Genomic DNA, 17,762 nt, shown 5'->3' with positions numbered 1-17,762 from the left:
GGTTTCGGGGGTCAGTTCTTCCGGCGTCGCGGGCGCCGAAGCGGCACGCGGAGGCGGGTCAGGCGCGCCACGGCGGGCACATGACCCGCGACGACCCGGATCAGCACCAGCAGGGCGAGGACCGGAGGAACGTACATTAGCCAACCCGGCACTCCGGTAGAAGGGCCGTCACTGTCGGTGTTCGCGACGTTGGCGGCGTTCACCGGACGATCCAGCGCCGGGTCGTGGGTGGGGATGGTCGCGCCGGGGTCCTTGGCCTTGTAGGGGGCCTGGGCGCCGACGTGCGGAGTGCTGCCGTCCGGGCACGTGATCGGGGCGTTCACGCCGGGCTGCGGCAGCGGGTACTTGTACTCCAGCGTCGCCGTCGTCCGCAGAGTGATCATGAAGACGACGTTCAGAACAGGCTTCCCGCCCGCCGTCCCGATCACGTTATGCAGAACGGTGTTCAGAGTGGGCGCCGCAGCAAGAACCGACGACAGGTCATGCAGATAATCACGGTTGTACCGAGTGATCCCCAACGTCCCGAGCGAGTCCACCGAGCACTCGAAGTTCTTCCCGGTCCGGTCCAGCAGCCCGTTCACGGTGGAGAGCAGGCCGGGCCCGCGATCGCGCAGCTCGGCGAGCTGCCCCCGGACCTGCGCGAGCGCGGCCGTCACGGCGGCGAGGTTGTCGATCCCCGCCCCGAGGCTCCCCCGGTTGGCGTTGAGGACGTCCCCGATCCGCCCGAACTCGCGCGTGAGCCGGTCCAGCAGCTCGCTGTTGGCGGCGAACGTCGCCGAGAGCTGGTCGCCGCCGTCGATGATCTGCCGCAACGAGTCCTCGCGTCCCGCGAACCCGGCCGACAGCTCGTGCGTGAGGATCTTCGCGTCCGAAGGGTTGATCGCCTTCAGAGAATCGATGACGGCGGCGAACAGGTCCCCGTACTTGGGCGGAACGGACGTCCGGCTCACCGGAATCACGGATCCGGGCTTCAGAGCGGGCGCGTTCGCCCCGGACGGACCGGGCGTCAGCTCCACGACCGGCTCCCCCACCGCCGACTTGCGCGCGGCGGCGGCCCGGACGCCCTCGGGCACCTTCACGCCCCGGTCGATGTCCAGCTTGACCACGACCCGGTCCTTCTCCAGCCGCACCGAGTCGATCTTCCCGATGCGCAGCCCGAGGTAGTCGACCTCGAAGTCGGGATGCAGCCCGGGCGACGACTCGAACTCCACGACCAGCCGGTACGGACGGTCGATGAAGTCGAAATGCACCACGTTCCGGAACGCCCACACCACCATGACGGCGGCGAGCGTCGCGAACACCGCGAGGTTGATCGTCAGCCGCCGCGTCATCGCTGCCCCTCCAGCCACTTGGCGAGGTCCGGGAACGCCTTGCGCAGCTCCGGCGGCAACTGGAATCCGGGATCCTTCTTCGGCGCGGGCGACTTCGTGGGCGAAGGCGTCGCCTTGGGCGCGGCCTTGGGCGCCGCGTTGGGCTGGTCCGGAATCAGCGGGTCGCCGTTCGGCCAGGTGATCCGCAGGATCGGGTACAGCAGGATCTGCCCGTCCCAGGTGGCCTTCGGCAGCTTCTCGTCGAACTCGACCAGCCCGTTCACCAGCGCGGTCAACCGCCGCCGGTTGTTCCCGAGCTGCGCCAGGACGGGGTCGAGATCCGACAGCAGCGTCCGGAACCGCGCGACGCGCCCTTCGAGCACCTTGTCGTTCAGCTCGCGGGCCATCATCGTCAGCTTCTCGACCGCGTTGATGATCTTGCCCTTGTCGTCGTTGAGCACCTGCGACGCCCTGGCCAGCTCGCCCGGCGCCCGACCCAGAGCGTCCTTGCCCTGGGCCAGCGACCGCCCGAGCCGCGCGAAGTTGTCCACGGCCTCGCCGAGCGCGCGACGCTGGTCGGCGAACATCTGCAACAGTTCGGCGGACTTGCGGATCGTGCTGTTGAGCCGCGGCCCGTTGCCGTCCAGCGCCGTCGCGCCCGCGTTGACGACCGTCGCGACGTCGTTCCCGGCGAGCGCCTGCAACAACGGCCCGGCCTGCCCGACGACCTGCTCGAACGACGGCTGGACGCTCGTGTCGGTGATCGCGGCGTGGTTCGCCAGGAACGGCCCGGTGTCGAGTCGGCCGCCGGGCGGCAGCACGAGGTCGACATAGTTCTCACCGAGCAGCGAGGTCACCTTCACCTCGGCGCGGGTCCCGACCGGCAGCCGGACCCCGTCCTTGATCGACATCGTGACCCGCGCGCGGTAGCCGGAGACGAGCCGGACGCCGGTGACGCTGCCGACCGTCACGTCCGACAGCTTGACGCTGTGCCCGGCGACGAGCCCCTGCGCGTCGGTGAACGTCGCGGTCAGCGAGAGCCGCCCGTGCGGGGCTCCGGCCGTCCGCAGCGAGCAGCCCGACAGCGCGGCGAGGACGAGCACGAGCGCGAGGACGCGTCTCATCGCCCACCTCCGTTCATCGTGAACGGGCAGTTGGAGTTGGGCTTGGGCAGCGGGCACCCGACCTCGTCGGTGTTCAGCAGCCCCTTCAGCCAGGTGCGCAGGAACGCGTCGGTGGCGAAACGAAGCTGCAGCGACTTGTTCTTGGGGTTGTAGCCGCCGATGAACGCCGAGCTGATGCCCGGCAGCACGTCGATGAGCTGCGCGAGCTGCTTGGCGTTCCCCTTGAGGACGAGCGCGACCTTCGTGAGCACCATGAGGTCGTAGGGCAGCTGCCCCTTGTACTTGTCGACGAGCTTCCCGCCGCTCTTGGCGAGGTCGAGCACGCCGGAGATGAGCTGCTGGAGTTCGCCGCGCTCGGCGCTGAGCACCTGGCTGGCCTGCCCGAAGTCGCGGATGACGGTGCCGAGGACCTGCTCGCGTCCGCGCACGACCCCGGCCATCCGGTCGAGGTTGCGCGCGACCTCGATGAGCTGCCGGTCCTGTCCGGCGACGTTCTCGACCAGCCGCGCGCTCTGCTCCAGCGTCGCGTTGAAGTCGCCGCCGTTGCCGTTGACGGACGTCGCCGCGCCGTGCAGGGCCGTGTTGACCTTCGTCGGGTCCAGGGCCTTGGCGAGGTCGGTGAACGAGCTGAGCGCGTCGTCCACCTCGACCGGGACGTGGGTGCGCTCGATCGGGATCCGGTCCCCGGTCTCCTTCGGCTCGCCGGGCCGCCACGCCGGGTGCAGGACGAGGTTGCGCTCCCCCACCAGGTTCAGCGGGACGATCGACGCCTGCACCCCGCGCGGCAGCGGCACCTTCTTGTCGATGTGGAAGACGACCTCGATGTGGTCGCCCCGGTTCTCGACCTTGTCGACCAGCCCGACGTCCGCGCCCATCACCTTGACCTTGGACTGCGGGTAGAACGACCGGGCCTTCGGGAGGTCGACGGTCATCGTCCGGGTGTCGCCGGACGGGCCGATCGCGCAGCCGCCCGCCGAGGCGGCGAGCACGAGCGCGGCCAGCGCGCCGAGGAACCGTCGCATCAGTTGCCTCCCCGCCGGGTGGACACGGGGCCCTGCGGCTGCAGCGGGCCGAGGCCGGTGAGCAGGCCCTCGATCCACGCGCCGTTGCCCTTAAGGTTCGCGATCTGCTGGAACGTCGGCCCGAGCAGCGAGAAGTCGGTGTTCAGGGCGTCCATGTTCGGCGCGAGCCGGGTCGTCAGCAGGTGCAGGTTGTCGAGGAGCTGGTCGAGCTGCCTGCGGTTGCGGTCGATGACGGCCGACAGCGTCCGGACGGTCCGGCTGCCGGACCCGATCGCGGCGGCCAGCTCGTCCCGCCGCTGGACGAGCGTGTCCAACAGCGTTTGGCTCGCGTCCAGGATCTGCCGGAGCTCGGCGTCCTTGGCGGCGAGCGTGCCCGTGATCTGCCGACTGTTCTCGATGAGCTTCTCGACCTGCGGCGTCGCGTCGTTGAGCGTCCGCGACACGTCCTGGACGTTCAGGAGCACGCGCCGGAGCTGCTCGGCGCTCGGCGTCCGGATCTTCCCGACGGACGTGAGGAGCCGGTCGATGCTGCGCTCGTCCAGCTTCCCGACGATGTTCTGGGCGCTCTCCAGCGCGTCCGGGACGGTGAACGGCACCGACGTCCGCTCCAGCGGGATCCGCCGCCGCCCCTCCGGCAGGTCCGCGAGATACGGTTCGCTGACCGGCCCGGACAGGCGAAGGTAACGCCCACCGAGCAGCGTCGTCGTCTCGATCGCGGCGCGGGTGCCGGTGCCGAGGTCGATGCCGCGGTCGACGTGCCAGCTGATGATGACCCGGCCGTGCTTGAAGTCGGGCCGGACGGACGTGATCCGTCCCGCCTTCACCCCCGCGACCCGGACGTCCTGGCCCTTCTTCATCCCGGCCGTGTCGGCGAACTCGCCGCTCATCGTGTAGCCGCGGTCGAGCAGGTGGAACTGCCCGAGCGCGAACGCGAACGCGCAGACCGCGCCGAGGACGCCGAGCGTGAGGACGGCGATGACCTTCTGGTTCGCGTCCCGCAGGGACTTCAGCGGGCTCATTTCCCGGCCCCTCCCGTCAGCATCGCCTTGAGCTTGGCGAGGTCGGCCGGGGCCGGCGCGCCGCCCGGCTGCTGCCCGGGACGGGGCGGCAGGCTCATCGGGAACGGGCACGGACCGGGGACGATGTTCAGGCAGAGCGCGTCCGTGCGCAGGTAGTGGCCGCCGTTCGCGGCGGAGAACAGCTGCCGGAGCGTCAGCGGCAGCCCCCGGACCATCCGTTCGAGCTGGTCGACGTTGATGCGGAAGGTGCCGCTGAACTTGGCGAGGTTGTCCACGATGCGGGCCAGCTCGGCGTCGTTGCCGCCGAGGATCCGGTCCAGGTTCGTCGTGACGCCGCCGACCTGGACGATCGCGCTCTCCAGCAGTTTGCGGTTGTCGGCGAACACCTTCGCCAGCTCGGCGAGGTTGTCGACGCTCGCGGCGATCTGCCGGTCGCGGGCGGCGACGGCGGCGCTGACGGTCTCGTAGTCGTCGATCATCCCGCTGATCGTGGCGCGGCGGGCGGCGAAGGTCTGGAGCAGGCCGTCCAGGCTGTCGGTGAGCAGCGAGACGTTCTGCTCGTTGCCGTCCAGCGCCTGCGCGAACGCGAAGAGGATCTTGTTGAGCTGGTTCGGGTCGAGGTTGCGGGTCAGCGGGCCGAGGCTGTTGACGACGTCGCCGAGGTCCACGACCGACCGCGTGTGCGGGACGCGGGAGCCGTCGTGCAGCATCGTCGCGCTGCGTCCCGGTTCGAGGTAGACGACGCGCTGGCCCATCACGTTGCGCCAGCGGATCGCGGCGGTGGAGTCGTCCGGCAGCCGGACCTCCTTGTCCACGGCCAGCGCCACGACGGCCTTGCCGCGCACCACCTTGATCGACTTCACCTGGCCCGCCGGGGTGCCCGCGACCTTGACCGTGTCGCCGGCCACCAGGCCGGTGACGTCGTCGAACACGGCCGTGACGCGGTAGCGGTCGCGGAAGCTCGTGCCGAGGATCTGCTGGCCGATGAAGAACGTCAGCAGGCCGGTGGCGACGACGAAGACGGCGAACTTCGCCAGCACGGAGTACGCGGGGCCGCGCCTCATCGGCTCGCCTCCTTCGGGCAGACGTCCACGAGCACCTGGCACAGGTCGAGCGGGAGCGTGTTGCTGACCTGGCCGACCAGCGTCCCGTTCGGGCCCGGCAGCCGGATGATCTTGCCGAGCAGGTCGAAGAAGCCGTTCAGGCCCGAGATGAGCGTCGGGATGTTGTTCCGGCGCGCGTTGAGCGTCCCGGCGACCCCGGCGGTCCCGTCGAGGACGCGGGCGAGGTTGGCGCCGTGCCCGTCGAGCGTGGTGCCGACCGTCCCGGCGACGCGTCCGGCCTCGTCCAGCAGCCGCGCGACGTTGTCCGGACGGTCGTAGACGACGGGCGCGAGCCGGTTCGCGCTGTTCACGGCGGCGACGAGCGACGGGCCGTGGTCGGCGAGCGTGCCCGACAGGCCGGTGAGGTCGGCGATCAGGGAGCGCAGGACGTCCTTGTTGGCGTACGTGCCGTCCACGACCGTCGACACGTTGCCGAGCGCGCGGTTCAGCGTCGGGCCGCGTCCGTCCAGGCCCGCCGCGAACGTGTGCAGCAGCGTCGCGACCTCGTCCGGGTCGATCGCGCGGGTGAGCCGGTAGGCGGGCCAGGCGGTGTCGGAGATCTCCTGCGGGTCGCGGGTGCGGGCGATCCGGTCGCCGTCGGCGAGGTACGGGCCGGTCAGCTCGCCCGCGCCGAGGTCCAGGTCGACGTCCTTCGGCCCGAACACCGACACCGGCTCGATCGCGGCGGTCGCGGTGCGCGCGACGCGGACGCCCTTGTCGATCCGCAGCCGCACGGCGACGCGCCCGTCGCCCTGGAGCCGGACGGACGCGACCGTCCCGACCGTGATGCCGCGCACCTTCACGTCCGACTTGCCGGGGTCGAGGCCCTGCCCGGCGCGCGTGAACGACGCGATAACCGTCGTGGACCCGGCGTGCGACGGCGTGGCCTTGACGACGACCCCGGCCGCAGCGGCGGCGATCGTCCCGGCCCCGAGGAGCGCGAACAGCGTCCGGGAGCGGGCGGAGAGGTTGGTGTCGTTCATCCGGTCAGCCTCACCGTTCCGCCGTGGCCCCAGAAGATGTACGACAGGACGAGGTTGACGAGGATCATGAGGATCGTGGACTCGCGGATCGCCCGTCCGGCGGCGACGCCCACGCCCACGGGCCCGCCCGCCGCGTTGTAGCCGCGGTAGCAGTGGATGAACATGATGATGAACGCGAACACCGCGACCTTCACCGCGCTGTAGAACACGTCGATCGGCGGCAGGTAGAGGTGGAAGTAGTAGTCGTAGATCCCGGGCGACAGGCCGTAGTACTGGATCGAGATGAACCGCGTCGCGAAGAACGCCATGAACAGCGACACCAGGTACAGCGGGACGAGCGCGATCACGCCCGCCGCGACGCGCGTCGCGACGAGGTAGGCGAGCGAGTTGACGCCCATGACCTCCAGCGCGTCGATCTCCTCGGAGATCCGCATCGCGCCGATCTCGGCGGTGAAGGCCGTCCCGACCTGCGCGACGAGCGCGACCCCGGCGATGATCGGGGTGACCTCGCGGACGTTGGAGTAGCTCGCGACGAGCCCGGTGAACGCCTCGGCGCCGATCCGCTCCAGCCCGGGGAACGCCTGGAGCCCGACCATCGCGCCGGTCGCGAGCGCCATCGTGGCGATCACGAAGATCATGCCGCCGCCGATGACGAGCGCGCCGACGCCGATCGTGATGTCGCTGACCTGCTTCGCCAGCGTCTTTCCGTACTTGCGCCGGATGATGATGTCGACGACCAGGTGGTACAGCACCCGGCCGAGGAAGACCGGCAGGCTCGCCGAGTCGGCCAGGCCCGCGGACCGGCCGCGGACGGCCCGGCCCAGCCGGCGCACGGAGGGGAGGGCGACCATCAGAACCTCGGGGGGAAGAGGACCTGGTAGATCATCGTGAGCACGTAGTTGAACGCGAACACGACGATCGACGTCACCACCACCGCCCGGTTCACCGCGCGTCCGACGCCGACCGGACCGTAGTCGCAGTTCATGCCCATGTGGCAGGCGACCGCGGCGGCGACGAAGCCGAAGATCCACGCCTTGAACAGGGTGATGACGAGGTCCGGGAACTGGAGCAGGGTCGTCGCGCCGTCGAAGAACGCGCCCGGGCTGACGCCCTGCTCGATGACGTTGAAGTAGTAGCCGCCGAGCACGCCCGCGAGGATCACCACCGAGCACAGCAGCGCCGAGACGGTGCTGGCCGCCCACAACCGCGGCGTGACGAGCCGGTGGACGGGGTTGATGCCCATGACCTCCATCGCGGCCAGTTCGTCGCGGATGTTGCGCGCGCCCATGTCGGACGTGATGGCCGAGCCGCCGACGCCCGACACCAGCAGCGCGGCGGCGAGCGGCGCGACCTGCTGGATCATCGCGGCGACGAGCAGCGCGCCGGTCTGCGACTGCGCGCCGAGCTGCCGGGCGATGTCGCCGACCTGCAGCGAGATCGTCGCGCCGAGCGGGACGGCGATCAGCATGACCGGGACGCTCGTGACGCGGGCGAGGAACCAGCACTGCTCGATGAACTCGCCCCACCACTGCCGGACGTCCCACGTGCGCCGGAGTCCTTCCAGGAACGTGACGCACAGCGATCCGGTGTCGTCGAGGACGCGTTCGACGCGCCGCAGGGCTAGGTCGGGAGCTCTCCCCAGGCCCACGGCCATCAGACGGCGACCTCCCGCGCTATCGCGGGATTTGAGGACATTTCTGCCTCCTTGTCGGACGTCGGCGCTCATCCGTGACCACACGACGGGCCGGTCCGCCCAGGTGACACACCGGTGACGTGTGTGATCTGGAGCACTCTATTGGAAACTCGTCTAAGAAGCGATAGCCACGTCACCTTTTCCGGTGCCACGGCCGACCTGCCGGACACCTATCTTTGACGTCCGCGCCGGGTTCGGAGTACCCGATCGGCGCGGGATACGGCACTCTTGCTTCCATGCCACAGAGCCACGGCACGCGCGGCCGGTCGTCCTCGCGCGTTCGCGGCGGGACCCGGCGGCGCGGGACGGACCGGCCGCCCCGGGGACCCGCGCCCCACGAGCCGGCGGACGCGCCCCCGCCGCCCGGACCGCACGACGGCGAACCGCCGTCCGGACCCTACGACGGCTACGACGGGGAGCCGCGCCGGCCGCTGGCCGTCCGGATCCTGACGCACAACGCGACGATCGCGGGCGGCTGCCTCGCCCTCGTCGCGACCGTCACGCTCGTGTTCGATCCGAGCACGTTCACCGGCCACCGGGCGCAGCCGCCCGCGAGCGTGCGCGGGCTGTCGGCGAACGAGATGCTGGACCGCTGGAAGGCGTCCGACATGGACCCGCTCGCGGCGAACATCGTCGCGAACGCCAAGGAGCGCGCCTACAAGGAGCAGCAGGCCGAGCTGGCGCGGCTGCGGGCCAAGGCCAAGCGGGACGCGGCGGCGCGCGCGAAGCTGGAGGCGATCCGCAAGCGCGAGGAGGAGCGCAAACGGCTCGCGCGGATGAACCCGTCGGCGGCGCAGAACAAGGCGTTCGGGCAGAAGATGAACGCCGCGCGCGGCTGGGGACGGTGCTGGCCGTCGCTGCTGACGCTGTGGAACCACGAGAGCGGCTGGAACGAGCGCGCGATGAACCCGGGCAGCGGCGCGTACGGGATCCCGCAGGCGCTGCCGGGGTCGAAGCTGGCGAGCGCCGGGCCGGACTGGCGGACCAGCTCGCCCACGCAGATCGCGTGGGGCCTCGGCTACATCAAGGCGCGCTACCACGACCCGTGCGGGGCGTGGGCGTGGTGGTCGTCGCACCACTGGTACTGATGCGCCGGGCCGTCCGGGTACTGGTGCTGGTGCTGGTCCTGGCGCTGGCCGGGTGCGGGACGCAGCACGCCGGGGCGCCGCCGCCACCGTCGTCGTCGCCGCCGGGCGGTGCGAGCCCGTACGTCGAGCCGGGCGTCGTGGACGGCGCCCCGCACGAGGGCGAGAACGGCGCGCCGCGCCGGGCGCGGGCGATGTCCGACGCGGACGCGCGGGCGGCGCGGCGGGCCGTCGCGCGGGTGCGGCCCGTCCTGGACCGGCTGCGGCGGGACGGGCGGATCGCGCCGGACGACGTCCGCGCCGCGCTGCTCGGCCTCTTCCCGGCCGCCGCCGTGACGGTCGGACCGGCGCAGCGGCGGTCCGCGCCGACGCCGCCGCCGGGCGCGGAGTACGGCGTCCGGATCGGGACGACCGGGTGCGTGACCGGCGCCGTCGCCGCGTCACGCGTGTGGGCCGACGCGAACGGGCTCTATCCGGAGACGGGCTGCCTGCCGCCCGCGTTCGCGCACTGACCGGTCCGCCGCACGGCACGATGGGGGGCATGGCGACGTCCAGCGACAAGGCGACCGGGCGCCGGTGGTCCCGCGCCGACGCGACCCGGCGGGCGCTGCTCGACGCGGCCCTGCACGTCTTCGCCGACCGCGGGTACGCCGACGCGGGCATCGCGGAGATCGTCGAGCGGTCCGGCGTGAGCGTCGGCAGCCTCTACCACCACTACGGCGGCAAGGCGGGCCTGTACCTCGCGCTCGCCGAGGACCTGTGGCGCGAGCAGGAGGACGCGGCGGCGCACGCCGTCGCGGCGGCCCGGACCGACGGCGCCGACGACCCGATCGCGCTGTTCCTCGCGGGCGCCCGCGCCTACCTCGGCGCGTGCTGGGAGCGGCGCGACGCGGCGCGGCTGTTCCAGGGCGGCGAGGGCCCGTCGGGGTTCGCGCTGCTGCGCCGCAAACGCGCGCAGCACTGGGTCGGGCAGAACACCAAACTGCTCGCCGGCCACGGCGACGGCCGCGCGCCCCAGGTGCTCAGCCTCGTCCTGACGACCGTGATCGGCGAGGCGGGCCGGGAGATCGCGCTCGCCGAGAACGCCGCCGCGGCCGAGGAGGTCCGCGAAGAAGTCCTGCACATCCTCGCCCGCCTCGCCGACTGACCGCTCAGCGGGCCGGGAAGTAGCCGGTGTCGGACGGGCGGCGCCGCCGCGCGGCCAGCGCGCCGAGCGCGGCGGCGGCGACGGCCTCGGCCGCCGCGACGAGCCCGCCCGCGAGCGCGTCCGACCCCGCGCCCGCGAGGACGCTCACGACCGCCACGACGGCCGGGACGCCGAACACCGCCAGCGCGTGCGCCGGGCCCGTCCCGCGATGGACGGCGCTCGCCACGACGACCGCGAGACCGAGCGTCACCGCCCACGGGACGTGGACGAGCGCGACGGTCGCGACCGACGACGGCCACTGCGTGACGCGCGCGCCGGCGAGCAGGACCAGGACGGCGTCCAGGACGAGCCCGGCGACCACCACGCCCGCCGCGGCGGCGAGCGCCAGCAGGAGCCGCATCAGTCCCCCTTCAGCGCGACGGACTTCACGATCGCCTCGACGTCGGCGGCGGACACCTTCCCCGGGACGGCGGTGACGCGCACGACGTAGACGTTCCGGTCGCGCACCGCGACGACGTCCGTGCCCTCGGTCGGGTGGCGCGGCTCGTCGTCGGAGACGTAGGAGTACGACAGGCGGCTGCCGCTGTCGGCGTTCTCGATCCGCACCGGACGCACCGCGCCGCGCTTGTAGTCGTGCCCGATGAGGCGGCCCGCCTGCAGCGCCGCGACGGCGAGCGTCGCCGTCGTCGCCCGGACGGGACGTTCGAGCACGGTGAGCTGCGCGACGGGACGTCCGCCCTCGATCCGCGCGACCGTGAACGCGCCGCCCTTCGCCTGTCGCTGCCAGCCCTTCGGGTAGCCGAACCTCACGTGCGCGGTCTGCGCGTCCACCAACCCGTCATCTTCGCCGCCGCAGCCCGCCGCCGCGCACGCCACGGCCAGGAGCGCGGCGATCCGTCCGGCCCGCATCTCAGCCCACGCAGCTGGTGTAGGGGACGAAACCGCGTTCGCCGTTGCGGGGGGCGCCGAGGTACTGCGCGTCGGTCGTCGTGTTCGTCGCGCTCGACTGCGCGTACTCGACGCCGAGGACCAGCCCGAGCTTGGCCTCCGCGCCGACCTCGAAGCCGTCGCTGCTGTTCGCGCTGGTCTGCTTCAGGACCGTCCCCTTCTGGTAGAGCAGCCGGTCGAAGACGTTCGCGTTCGGCCCGGGGTCCCTGCGGATCACGTTGTCGTCACCGCCCATGTAGCTGAGGAGGCTGAGTGGCATGTGGTACGGGTTCTGCTGCAACCACCGCGCCATCGCGGCACGGTCGGCGTCGTTGTCCAGCGGGACGGTCTGGGTGACGGTCTCGACGGTCTTGTCACCGCCCTTGCCCTTCCCACTGCCCTTGGCGTCCTGGTAGTTCCCGCCGATCTTCCCGTTGGCCTTGCCGCCCTTCTCGAACGTCGTCTGGAACGTCACGGCGACCAGCTTGCCGTCCTTGTCGAACACCAGCCGTTCGCCGCCCGTCCATTTCAGCTCGCCCTCGCCGCCCGCGCCCAGCACTTCGCCCGACCCGGTGAGCGTGCCGGACGTGCTGATGAAGTAGGACGTCTTGGGGTCCTTCGGGTCGGTGTCGTCCTGTGTCACGGCCACGTCCGCGCCGTACTCGACCTTGCCCTTCACACCTGTGTTGATATTGAAGTTCCAGTCGTCGGAGCCGTCGCCCTTCGGGCCGATCTGCGGGAGGTACAGGCCCAGCGAGCCCTCGACGGACTCCTTGTAGCTGACCGTCGTCGTGGTGATCTCGGGGTCCTTGATGTCGGGACGGCCGGTGAGATCGTCCACCTTGTCCACCACCCAGCCCGTGAGCGGGTTGTTCATGCCCGGAACGACGTTCTTCACAACGCTCTTGGCGGTGTCGCGGGTGGCCAGTTCCTTGACGTCGCCCTGGAACTTGTCGGCCTCCTCGTCGTCCTTGAAGATGTAGGTGTCGCCGACGCCGACCTTGATGCTGCCGCCGACGGTGATGTCCGCGCCGAGCTTGAGGTTCTTCCCCAGGTTGAGCTTGCCGCCCGCGCCGACCTCCAGGCCGACGGTGTCGCCGTTCGGGACGACGGTGAGGCGCACCGACCCGTCCGCCATCTCCTGGCGCAGGAACGACCACTCCTTGCCGATCTTCACGATCGCGATCTTGACCGTGCCGCCGTACTTCTGCTCCGACGACGACTTCTCGCACACCTTCGGCTTGAAGTCGGTGTCCGTGACCTTCGGCGGCGTCTCGCAGCTCCCGCCGAAGATCCGGCACAGCGCGGGCGGGAGGACGCGGCTGATCTCGTCGGGGATCGCGAGCGTGAGCAGCACCCCGAACACGGTCGCGCAGATCATCAGGAGCGTGGCCCACTCCAGCGCGCTCGCGCCGAGGTCGGACCGCCCCCGCCGCTTCGGCCCCATCGCGATCGCTCCTCAGCGCCGAGCATCCGTCGTGCGCTCGACCGTAGGACGCCCGATCCACTCCCACGAGGGCCCTGAGACCCAACCCCAGACCCAACGAGGTCAGCCCCGCGGCCCGGCCACCAGGTCGCTATCCGGTAGCCGACCGTCCATTCGCCACGACCCCCCGCCCCGGAAGGGACTTCGCGCTCGCGGCGGGACCGCACCTGGCAGGCATTGTGGATCGACCTTCGATGAGGAAAGTGCGCCCGTCAGTCGTCGCCCTCGGGGGCATAACAACTGGGATCCTGGTCGAATCCGTCCCAGAAAACCCAGAGACGACCGCAGACCGGACACTTGAACTGCGATCTGGCGGCCAGGTAAATTTCCTCGGCGTCGACCACTCCGGCGAACCCATCGAACTGCACGTCCGAAATAATCTTCCATTCCAGCGGATTCGGTATTTCACCGCTGACCGTGATCTTCCACCCGCATCTACAGCGAATGGCCGCCATCAGGGGATCACCTTGATCGATCCGATCCGGGCGCCGGTCCCGGCGATCCTGGCCTCGATGTTCGCCAACTGTTCCGGCGTCACGCTCGTACGGGACAGGTCGATGATGACGCCTCCTCCCTGAACTTGGCTCCCCTTGGAGGCCACGGCGCTGATGATCCTGTTCACGTTTCCGGTCGTCGGCGTGTAAACGTCCCACGGCACACCGTCGACGAGCAGATCGCTCGTGAGGCCCCCGGCCCGCGTTCCCACCGGGTCTCTGAGTTCCACCCGCTTCCCGAGGCCCGCCATGAAGGCCGCCGCTTTGATCTCCGAAGGCGATGGATTCGCGGCGGTAATGGTCAGGAACCCCGGACCCGGCACGTCCACGGTGCAGTTGTGCACCAGGACCGGAGTACTTCCCGCCATTACATGGTAGGTGTGGAGGCCCTCGACCGTGAAGTTGTAGGCGGCGACGGCGCGGCGGGACGTGCGCACCGACAGGACACGGGGGCTCGGGCCGCGGACCGTCGTGAGAAGATCACCGGCCGCGAGGCCTCCGGCATCGGTCCAGGTTCCCTTTTCCGGCGACCAGTACGGGTGACTCACCCAGAACGGATGACGCGCGGTCACGGTGAGCGTGGCCGTCCGGCCGCCGGGCAGGCCGTTCTCGTCCACCGTCAGGGAGACGAGTCGTTCGGGGCCGCGATGCCGGATCAGGGCGGTGACGGCTCGCGGTTCGGTCGCGCCCGTCCGCACGTCGGCGGCCAGGACCCGGTCGCCGACGCGGACGTCCTCGATCGGCTTGCGGCGGCCGTCCGCCATCAGGACGCCCGTGCCCGCCGTGAAGCTGTTCGGTTTCCGGAGGCAGGCTTCGGCCGCCTTTTTTGCGGCTTCCTGGGCCGCCTTCTTCTTGGCCAGGGCGCGTTCGGCTTCTTTCAGGGCCGCGTCGGCGGCGGCCTTCTCCTTGCGGGCGGCGGCGACCGCGTTCCAGAGTTCTTTCAGGCGCTTGCCGAGTTTGACGGCCGCCGGGATCTTTTTGAGGATCTTGAACGCCTTGCCCCACGGCACCACGCCCACCAGCGTCCACAGGCACGCCTTGATGTCGCCGTGAATGCACTTGAGCGCGTCGTCGATGCCGACCAGTTCGCTGAGGAACTTCAGCAGTTCGTCGCCGACCTCTTTGACCTTCGCGCCGAGGTCGTCGTTGTTCTTGTTCGCCAGGTCGGCGCGTTGCTTGGCGTTGTTGTAGGCCGTCTGCTCCGGGGATCCGGGGACGGCGTTCGTGTTCGGGTCGGTGCCGGGCGAGCCGCCCGGGCTCGGCGGTCCGGCCGAGGGCGGGGGTTTGTCGCCGTCGCAGTTCTTTCCCGTGAAGATCTGGCACAGCGCGGCGCGCGTCGCCGTCTGCGCCCGGTCCGGAATCGCGATGATCGTCACCGCCGCGACAAGGGCGCCGACCAGCACGAGCGCCGCCGCGTACTCCAACGCGGACGCGCCCCGGTCCCCTTTCCCTCCGAAGCGACGCACAGATCTTCCCCCGTGTCACGTCAGCCCGTAAGGAGTCGAGAGAACCACGGAGACGCCGCCGGAAACAGGGCCCGGGGACCTCATCGTCTGGGCCCGTTCCCGGGTTAGTGTGGACGGTCATGAAACGCCGCGCAGCAACGCTTCTCGCCGTGGCGCTGGTGACCGTCGCGGGATGCTCGGACGGGAAGAAAGAGGCCTCAACCTCTCCGCGGGCGACGCCGTCCGCACCGGCGAGCGTCAGTGTCGCGAACGTGCCGCTTCCGGGCGACGCCGCCGGGCTCGTCGCGACCGTCGGCCGTCAGGTCAGGGCCGCGCGCACCTTCCACGTCGAGCTGGTGTCCGTCGGCGAGGACGGCAGCCGACTGACGGCGGGCGGCGACGCGCGGACCGACACCCCGGCGCCCGCCGCCCAGCTCACGATCACCGACGAGGGCACCACCTACGCGGTCCTGCTGGACGGCGCGGCGTACGTGCGCGACCAGAACGCGGAGGTCGAGCCTGGCCGGCCGTGGGCGCGGCTCGCGCGCTCGGACCTGACGGCCGTCGCCCCGAGCGGGACGCCCGACCCGCGGGCCGGCGCGCAGGCCGCCGACCTGCGCCGGATGCTGAGCACCCTGCTGGACGGCGTCGACCGCGCCTTCCGTCAGATCACCGCCGACACCGGCCTCGCGATCGTGCGCGCCGGATCGGTCTCCGGCAAGCCCGCCGACGAGCGGGTCGACGGCCGGACGGCGCACCGTTTCACCGGCGAGACCGCGACGAACGCCGTCCCCGGCGACGACGAGATCGCCGCGCTCGGCAGGGCGGGCGTCGCAAAACTGCCGTGGAAGCTGTGGGTGGACGACCGGGGTCTGCCGCTGCGGTTCACCGTTTCACTCGGCCGGCGCGGATCCCTGACGACGACGTACACCCGGTGGGGCGCTCCGGTGACCATTCAAGCCCCGCCCGCCAACCAGGTGGCCTCGATCGGCTGACCCGCTACGACGCGCCGAAGGCGGACGGCGGACCGTCGTTCGGCCGCGGGTCCTCGGCGGGCGGCGCGGGCATCGGGAGCGGCGCGCCCGGCGGACGAGGCCAGACCGGCTCGTCGCGCAGCGGCTCGGCCAGCGGATCCGGCGCGTTGGGCGTCTGCAGCCAGGGCGCCTGCTCGGGCGGGACGGTCTGCCCGTAGAAACCCTCCCAGCCCTTCTCCAGCTCGCCCGGCGGAAGGTCCTCGGACGCGTCCCGCGCGAGCCCGCGCGCCATCGCGAGCCCCACCGCGACGCCGAACAGCGCCTCGATGACGTGCAGCACCACGCCGAACGCCGAGAACGTCCGCGGCACGCCCGCCGCCACGCCCGCGACCGTCGCGGCGGCGGGCACCGCGAGGACGAGCAGGATCCGCGCCGCGACCCCGACCTGGCGACGCAGGTACGCGCCCGACGCCCAGGCGGCGAGGAAGTTCGCCGCGATCCACGGCACGTGCACGCGGAGGATCTGGTCCAGGTCGTCGCCGGTGTCGGCCGGGCCGAGGACGAGCAGCGCGCCGAACCCCAGGGCGAACACCAGGGCCGCCGCCGTCCATCCGCTCAGCACCGCTCGCATGGACGTCAACGTACGCGTCCGTCCCGGTTCGCCCAAGGGCCCGGGGACCCAGCGCCGTCAGCCGTCGAAGCGCATGGCGAACTGGGCCTGACGGTAGGTCGACACCATCACGAGCGTCCCGGTCTGCTGCGCCTCGACCATCTTCCCGCCGCCCGCGTAGATGGCGACGTGATGGGTCGGCAGTCCGCCGTAGAAGACGAGGTCGCCGGCCCGGAGCGCGGACACCGACGGAGTGATCCGCCGGCCGCGCGGATCCTGGACCTGGCTGCCGGTGAAGTGCCCCAGCGCGATCCGCCCGTGCGACGCCTGGTAGACCGCGTACATCGACAGGCCGCTGCAGTCGAACCCGACGGTGTTCGCGCCGCTGTAGCCGCCCGGCGAGCAGCAGATGCCGCGCGACGGCCCGCTGTAGGTGCCGCCACCCCACGAGTACCAGACCTTGCCGACCCAGCACTGCGCCCACGCCACCACGCGCTCGCCGAACGGAAGGTCGTCCGCAGGCTTCTTGCCGGACGTGGCGCACTCGGAGACCACCTGGTCGCCGGGGACGCCGCCGAGCCCGTCGGGCATCCCGGTGTAGAGCGTCGGGTCCTGGTGGTCCACCAGCCGGAGCTTGAAGAGTCGTTCGACCTGGCTGCGGTTCCCGAACGGATAGGTCTGCACGCCCGCGCAGATCAGCTTGGCGCTGGCCGGACCGCCCGTGCCGGGGTTGTCCGGCATCGGGTCGTATTCGTAGTGGCAGATCGGCGAGTACAGCTTCGCGATGGCCCGGGCCGTCCCAAAACGTCCGATTCCCTGTTTGCCGGACGTGTCGGTACAGAGGTTCCTTCGGTTTCTGAGGTCGTCCTTCTCCTTGTCGGTCATTTCCGACTTTTTCTTGAGCTGGCAGTCGGCCGTCCGGACGTCGACCATCGCCGTGTCGCCCGCCATCCCGCTGAGCGTCACCGACCCGTCGAGCCGGACGCCGTTGCGCTCCGCGTACGCCGCGGCGTGCTCCTCCTTCGAGCCGAGCACCATCCAGTAGCCCGCGCCCGCGGGGTCGATCCCCTGGAGCGCCATCCCGACCGCCTGGTCGCGCAGCGGCGCGAGCGCGGCCAGCGCGGCGGCGTCCGCGCCCGTCTGCGCGCGGGTGCGCAGGTCGTCGGCGTGGGCGATGCGGCTGAACAGCAGCAGCCCCGCGACGAGCAGCAGCGCGACGCCCACGACGGAGATCGTCGTGGCCGCGCCGAGATCGTCCGGCCCCCGACGGGACCTGAGCCGCTGCAGCATCACGTCTTCCCCATGGCGTCGATCATGACCGTCCCCGCTGGACGATAAAC

General features: G+C 71.2%; 19 protein-coding genes. 4 read left to right on the top strand and 15 right to left on the bottom strand.

Annotated elements, in window-relative coordinates:
• Positions 1 to 11: 11 nt before the first annotated feature.
• From GQ466_RS02880 to GQ466_RS02845, 8 genes are read right to left on the bottom strand one after another with little or no spacing between them, the layout of a single operon-like run.
• A complete protein-coding gene (locus GQ466_RS02880; protein ID WP_161101189.1) occupies positions 12 to 1,331 on the bottom strand; it encodes an MCE family protein in 1,320 nt (439 codons plus the stop codon).
• On the bottom strand, positions 1,328 to 2,434 hold the full coding sequence (locus GQ466_RS02875) for an MCE family protein (protein WP_161101188.1): 1,107 nt from the start codon (positions 2,432 to 2,434) through the stop codon (positions 1,328 to 1,330). The genes GQ466_RS02880 and GQ466_RS02875 overlap by 4 nt, the downstream gene beginning before the upstream one ends.
• Positions 2,431 to 3,456 (bottom strand): MCE family protein, encoded by a 1,026-nt coding sequence (locus tag GQ466_RS02870; RefSeq protein WP_161101187.1) that lies wholly within the window; start codon positions 3,454 to 3,456, stop codon positions 2,431 to 2,433. Before GQ466_RS02870 ends, GQ466_RS02875 begins: the two co-directional genes overlap by 4 nt.
• Complete coding sequence (locus tag GQ466_RS02865; RefSeq protein WP_161101186.1) at positions 3,456 to 4,475, bottom strand: MCE family protein; 1,020 nt, start codon at positions 4,473 to 4,475, stop codon at positions 3,456 to 3,458. Before GQ466_RS02865 ends, GQ466_RS02870 begins: the two co-directional genes overlap by 1 nt.
• The gene (locus tag GQ466_RS02860) at positions 4,472 to 5,539 is read right to left on the bottom strand and encodes an MCE family protein (protein WP_161101185.1); all 1,068 of its coding nucleotides are present in this window, start codon (positions 5,537 to 5,539) and stop codon (positions 4,472 to 4,474) included. Before GQ466_RS02860 ends, GQ466_RS02865 begins: the two co-directional genes overlap by 4 nt.
• Positions 5,536 to 6,561, bottom strand: a complete 1,026-nt coding sequence (locus GQ466_RS02855; RefSeq protein WP_161101184.1) for an MCE family protein — start codon at positions 6,559 to 6,561, stop codon at positions 5,536 to 5,538. The genes GQ466_RS02860 and GQ466_RS02855 overlap by 4 nt, the downstream gene beginning before the upstream one ends.
• The gene (locus GQ466_RS02850; protein ID WP_161101183.1) at positions 6,558 to 7,412 is read right to left on the bottom strand and encodes an ABC transporter permease; all 855 of its coding nucleotides are present in this window, start codon (positions 7,410 to 7,412) and stop codon (positions 6,558 to 6,560) included. The genes GQ466_RS02855 and GQ466_RS02850 overlap by 4 nt, the downstream gene beginning before the upstream one ends.
• Positions 7,412 to 8,215: an MlaE family ABC transporter permease gene (locus tag GQ466_RS02845; protein WP_161101182.1), complete on the bottom strand. Its 804-nt coding sequence runs from the start codon at positions 8,213 to 8,215 to the stop codon at positions 7,412 to 7,414. Before GQ466_RS02845 ends, GQ466_RS02850 begins: the two co-directional genes overlap by 1 nt.
• 275 nt (positions 8,216 to 8,490) lie before the next feature.
• On the opposite strand from GQ466_RS02845, the gene GQ466_RS02840 reads away from it, so the two are divergent.
• Genes GQ466_RS02840 through GQ466_RS02830 form a run of 3 tightly spaced genes read left to right on the top strand, consistent with a single transcriptional unit; the run spans position 8,491 to position 10,486 of the window.
• Positions 8,491 to 9,342: an aggregation-promoting factor C-terminal-like domain-containing protein gene (locus tag GQ466_RS02840; RefSeq protein WP_161101181.1), complete on the top strand. Its 852-nt coding sequence runs from the start codon at positions 8,491 to 8,493 to the stop codon at positions 9,340 to 9,342.
• Positions 9,342 to 9,851: a hypothetical protein gene (locus GQ466_RS02835; RefSeq protein WP_161101180.1), complete on the top strand. Its 510-nt coding sequence runs from the start codon at positions 9,342 to 9,344 to the stop codon at positions 9,849 to 9,851. The genes GQ466_RS02840 and GQ466_RS02835 overlap by 1 nt, the downstream gene beginning before the upstream one ends.
• Before the next feature lie 29 nt (positions 9,852 to 9,880).
• Positions 9,881 to 10,486, top strand: a complete 606-nt coding sequence (locus tag GQ466_RS02830; RefSeq protein WP_161101179.1) for a TetR/AcrR family transcriptional regulator — start codon at positions 9,881 to 9,883, stop codon at positions 10,484 to 10,486.
• A gap of 4 nt (positions 10,487 to 10,490) precedes the next feature.
• Here the strand turns inward: GQ466_RS02830 and GQ466_RS02825 are convergent, their stop codons facing one another.
• The 5 genes from GQ466_RS02825 to GQ466_RS32175 all read right to left on the bottom strand — a co-directional run bounded on the left by GQ466_RS02825 (position 10,491) and on the right by GQ466_RS32175 (position 14,859).
• Positions 10,491 to 10,886 carry a hypothetical protein gene (locus tag GQ466_RS02825; protein WP_161101178.1) on the bottom strand — a complete coding sequence of 132 codons (396 nt, stop codon included), beginning with the start codon at positions 10,884 to 10,886 and terminating at the stop codon, positions 10,491 to 10,493.
• Entirely contained in the window at positions 10,886 to 11,395 is a 510-nt protein-coding gene (locus tag GQ466_RS02820; protein WP_161101177.1) for a hypothetical protein, read from the bottom strand. Before GQ466_RS02820 ends, GQ466_RS02825 begins: the two co-directional genes overlap by 1 nt.
• A 1-nt stretch (position 11,396) precedes the next feature.
• Positions 11,397 to 12,860: a hypothetical protein gene (locus GQ466_RS02815; RefSeq protein ID WP_161101176.1), complete on the bottom strand. Its 1,464-nt coding sequence runs from the start codon at positions 12,858 to 12,860 to the stop codon at positions 11,397 to 11,399.
• A 251-nt stretch (positions 12,861 to 13,111) separates the two neighbouring features.
• Positions 13,112 to 13,354 carry a hypothetical protein gene (locus GQ466_RS02810; protein WP_161101175.1) on the bottom strand — a complete coding sequence of 81 codons (243 nt, stop codon included), beginning with the start codon at positions 13,352 to 13,354 and terminating at the stop codon, positions 13,112 to 13,114.
• Positions 13,354 to 14,859 carry a polymorphic toxin-type HINT domain-containing protein gene (locus tag GQ466_RS32175; RefSeq protein ID WP_161101174.1) on the bottom strand — a complete coding sequence of 502 codons (1,506 nt, stop codon included), beginning with the start codon at positions 14,857 to 14,859 and terminating at the stop codon, positions 13,354 to 13,356. Before GQ466_RS32175 ends, GQ466_RS02810 begins: the two co-directional genes overlap by 1 nt.
• Positions 14,860 to 15,110: 251 nt before the next feature.
• On the opposite strand from GQ466_RS32175, the gene GQ466_RS02800 reads away from it, so the two are divergent.
• Complete coding sequence (locus tag GQ466_RS02800) at positions 15,111 to 15,833, top strand: LolA-like protein (RefSeq protein WP_161101173.1); 723 nt, start codon at positions 15,111 to 15,113, stop codon at positions 15,831 to 15,833.
• Positions 15,834 to 15,837: 4 nt separating this feature from the next.
• Here GQ466_RS02800 and GQ466_RS02795 read toward each other — a convergent pair whose 3' ends face one another.
• Both GQ466_RS02795 and GQ466_RS02790 read right to left on the bottom strand, forming a co-directional pair.
• Positions 15,838 to 16,443 (bottom strand): hypothetical protein, encoded by a 606-nt coding sequence (locus GQ466_RS02795; protein WP_161101172.1) that lies wholly within the window; start codon positions 16,441 to 16,443, stop codon positions 15,838 to 15,840.
• A 57-nt stretch (positions 16,444 to 16,500) separates the two neighbouring features.
• The gene (locus GQ466_RS02790; protein ID WP_161101171.1) at positions 16,501 to 17,712 is read right to left on the bottom strand and encodes a C40 family peptidase; all 1,212 of its coding nucleotides are present in this window, start codon (positions 17,710 to 17,712) and stop codon (positions 16,501 to 16,503) included.
• Between the last annotated feature and the right edge of the window lie 50 nt (positions 17,713 to 17,762).

The organism is Actinomadura rayongensis, assembly GCF_009831215.1.
In the GTDB taxonomy this organism is placed as follows: Bacteria; Actinomycetota; Actinomycetes; order Streptosporangiales; family Streptosporangiaceae; genus Spirillospora; species Spirillospora rayongensis.
Note: the sequence above shows the minus strand (reverse complement) of the source record. Positions and strands in the feature narration are given on the sequence as shown.